The following is a 3,010-nucleotide window of genomic DNA, read 5'->3' on the forward strand; positions in this document are numbered from 1 at the left end:
AGGCCCTATGGCAAGGAGAGAGCGGATGCAAACCAACACCCTGCGCGTTTTCACAGGGAACGCCAACCCGGAGTTGGCGGCAAAAATTGCTCGAGAGCTTGGCATCGAGCTTGGTGCAATACAGGTCAGTAAGTTCTCCGATGGTGAGATTGGGGTGAAGATCGAGGAGAGCGCACGCGGCCAAGATATCTTTATTATTCAGCCTACATGTGCTCCCGTGAACGATAACCTCATGGAACTGCTCATCATGATAGATGCGTTTCGCCGTGCCTCCGCCCGCAGGATCACCGTGGCGTTGCCTTATTACGGCTATGCGCGCCAAGACAAGAAAGTTCGCCCGCGCGAGCCGGTAACCGCGCGCTTGGTGGCAAACCTCATCACGACGGCGGGGGCCAGCAGGGTGCTGTGTGTAGACCTACATGCCGGCCAAATTCAAGGTTTTTTCGACCTGCCCGTCGATCATCTCTACGCCGGCCCCATTATCGCCGAATATCTGCGCTCTGAAGGGCTTTACAATGGAAACACGGTGGTGGTATCGCCCGATGTAGGTGGTGTGGCGCGTGCGCGTGCCCTGGCCGAACATCTTAATACCCCCATCGCCATTATTGCCAAACGACGCCCTGCACCCAATAAAGTGGAGATCATGGAGATCATCGGGGATGTGGCGGGCAAAACCTGTGTGATGATTGACGACATGATTGACACGGCCGGAACCATTGTACAAGGAGCTGAAGCGCTGATGGAGCGGGGAGCGGCCGCCGTTCACGCCTGTTGCACGCACGCCGTGTTGTCGGGCAAGGCGGTAGAGCGCATTCAATGCTCTCCCCTTGAAACCTTGGTGGTCACGGATACGGTGCCTCTTCCAGAGCATAAACGCATTCCAAAGATCAAGGTGCTTTCGGTGGCGCCTCTCATCGCCGATGCCATTCGTCGCATTCATGAAGATAGCTCGGTAAGCGAGCTGTTTATCAACTATGGGCATCACTAGAGGGCGGCCATGAGACCCGAATCGAGAGTGCGAGTCGCTACAGCCCAAACACATACCAGACTTCTTGAGGACATCGCACGGCCTTGTGACCCAACAGAGCGGGGTGCGTTTTGGTGGTTAGGCCAACACACCTTTGTAGTACGGGTGGATGCCCTCGTTTTCTACATTGACCCCTGGTTTGCCGCCTGGGAATCGCGGTGTAATCCACCGCCGCTTACCCCTGCAGAGGGGCGTTATGCCGATTTTGTGTTGGTAACCCATGGCCACGGTGACCACCTTTGCCCTGAGACCCTACGTGCCATGGTACAGGCCTCGCCTAACGCGATTTTTGTATGCCCCCCCACCGAGACCGAGAGAATGCTTCAGGAGGCGCTTATTCCCGAGGAACGTTTAAGACCTCTCAATGCCGGTGGAGTTTTAGAGGAGCGAGGGGCGCGCATCACGGCCATTAAAAGCAAGCACGAGTTCTTCGACGAAAAGCCCGGTGTAGGCTTCCCCTACCTGGGCTATGTGGTGGAAGCGAACGGCTTAAGGTTCTACCATTCCGGCGATACCATTATGTACGAGGGCTTGCTCTCGACCCTACAACAGTGGCCGCAGTTCGACGTGCTGTTTTTACCTATTAACGGACGCGATGCCGAACGCTATCGCCGCGGCATTATAGGCAATTTCACTTACCAAGAAGCTGTGGAACTTGCCGGCGAGTTGCGCCCTCGACTCGTGGTCCCTTCGCATTACGATATGTTCGTGGGCAACCAGGAGGACCCGACGAAATTCACCCAATTTTTGGAGGCCAAATATCCTGGCGTGCCGTATTGGATAGGGCCTATTGGGGAGCGAGTGTCGCTGCCGTGAAGGGTTAGTCTATCTTTTCGGTGTAGATGCGCCGTATAGGAACGTTGGCAATGAGGGCGACCGTGTTGTTTTCGCGCTCCACATTCATCTCCAATGCGCTCTCATCAATATCCATGTAGCGCGACAGAACTTTAAGTATCTCACGACGCATCTCGTCCATGATGGCCGGGGAGATGGCAGCCCGATCGTGCATCAGCACTAGGTGCAGGCGGTCTTTAGCCACGCTGCGTGGCGATTTGCTTCCCCGCCCAAACAGTTTCTCTAGAATATTCATTGTCATGGCTCCGCTCCTCGCTCCCGAACGTCTATCTCTTTCCGGCAAACATCTTGCGCAGCCGCTCTAAAAGGCCGGTTTTCTCTTCTAGTTCTGAAAAAGGCACCTCTTCGCCGCGAAGGCGACGTGCGATGTTGTGAAAAGCTCGCCCTGCCTGGCTATTTTCACTGAGAACGGCAGGCTCTCCGCGGTTTGTAGAGGTGATAATGCTCTCGTCGTCGGGCACGATGCCCAAAAGGCGTACCGATTTACCGAGCACCTCCTGCACGTCCTCCACGCCGAGCATCTCCTGGTTTTTCACCATCTGCACACGAATGCGGTTTACAACGAGCATGGGGTCGCGCAGCTCTTGCGCTTCGAGCAGGCCGATGATGCGGTCGGCGTCGCGTACAGAAGCCATTTCAGGGTTGGTTACCACGATCGCCTCGGTAGCGCCGGCCGTGGCGTTACGAAACCCCTGTTCGATGCCGGCGGGACAGTCAATGAGAATGAACCCAAAACCCTCGTCTTTCAGTTCGGTGATGACCTGCTGCATTTGGCGAGGGCTTACGGCGCTTTTATCGCGCGTTTGGGCTGCAGGAAGCAGTGCGAGATTTTGATGGCGTTTATCGCGAACGAGCGCTTGACGCAGTTTTGCACGGCCTTCCACCACATCTACAATATCGTAAACGATGCGGTTTTCAAGGCCTAGGGCGAGATCGAGGTTGCGCAGCCCGATATCCGCATCCACCAAGGCCACTTTTTCGCCGAGGGCGGCGAGGGCTACGCCTATGTTGGCCGTGGTGGTGGTTTTGCCAACACCGCCTTTGCCGGAGGTGATGACAATGACCCGTGCTTCGCATGTCATGGAGGGCGTTCTCCTAAAAGGGTGATCTTGCAGCAATTAGATGCAT

4 protein-coding genes are annotated in these 3,010 nt (G+C 55.9%); 2 read left to right on the top strand and 2 right to left on the bottom strand.

The features are described 5' to 3' along the window. The first annotated feature begins 25 nt into the window (after positions 1-25). Positions 26-988 (top strand): ribose-phosphate pyrophosphokinase, encoded by a 963-nt coding sequence (locus VKV29_RS12970; protein ID WP_324201735.1) that lies wholly within the window; start codon positions 26-28, stop codon positions 986-988. Between the two features lie 9 nt (positions 989-997). Further along, positions 998-1,843, top strand: a complete 846-nt coding sequence (locus VKV29_RS12975) for an MBL fold metallo-hydrolase (RefSeq protein WP_324201736.1) — start codon at positions 998-1,000, stop codon at positions 1,841-1,843. 4 nt (positions 1,844-1,847) lie between these two features. On the opposite strand, the gene minE is transcribed toward VKV29_RS12975, so the two are convergent. Both minE and minD read right to left on the bottom strand, forming a co-directional pair. Next, a complete protein-coding gene (gene minE / locus VKV29_RS12980) occupies positions 1,848-2,123 on the bottom strand; it encodes a cell division topological specificity factor MinE (protein ID WP_324201737.1) in 276 nt (91 codons plus the stop codon). Between the two features lie 25 nt (positions 2,124-2,148). Next, entirely contained in the window at positions 2,149-2,964 is an 816-nt protein-coding gene (gene minD, locus VKV29_RS12985; RefSeq protein WP_324201738.1) for a septum site-determining protein MinD, read from the bottom strand. Positions 2,965-3,010: the final 46 nt, after the last annotated feature.

The organism is Chthonomonas sp., from assembly GCF_035294165.1.
In the GTDB taxonomy this organism is placed as follows: domain Bacteria; phylum Armatimonadota; class Chthonomonadetes; order Chthonomonadales; family Chthonomonadaceae; genus Chthonomonas.

Bases quoted from the DNA above. Each gene is read 5' to 3' on its own strand.
- VKV29_RS12970 (WP_324201735.1), top strand. From the start codon at position 26: ATGCAAACCAACACCCTGCGCGTTTTCACAGGGAACGCCAACCCGGAG.
- VKV29_RS12975 (WP_324201736.1), top strand. From the start codon at position 998: ATGAGACCCGAATCGAGAGTGCGAGTCGCTACAGCCCAAACACATACC.
- minE (WP_324201737.1), bottom strand. From the start codon at position 2,123: ATGACAATGAATATTCTAGAGAAACTGTTTGGGCGGGGAAGCAAATCG.
- minD (WP_324201738.1), bottom strand. From the start codon at position 2,964: ATGACATGCGAAGCACGGGTCATTGTCATCACCTCCGGCAAAGGCGGT.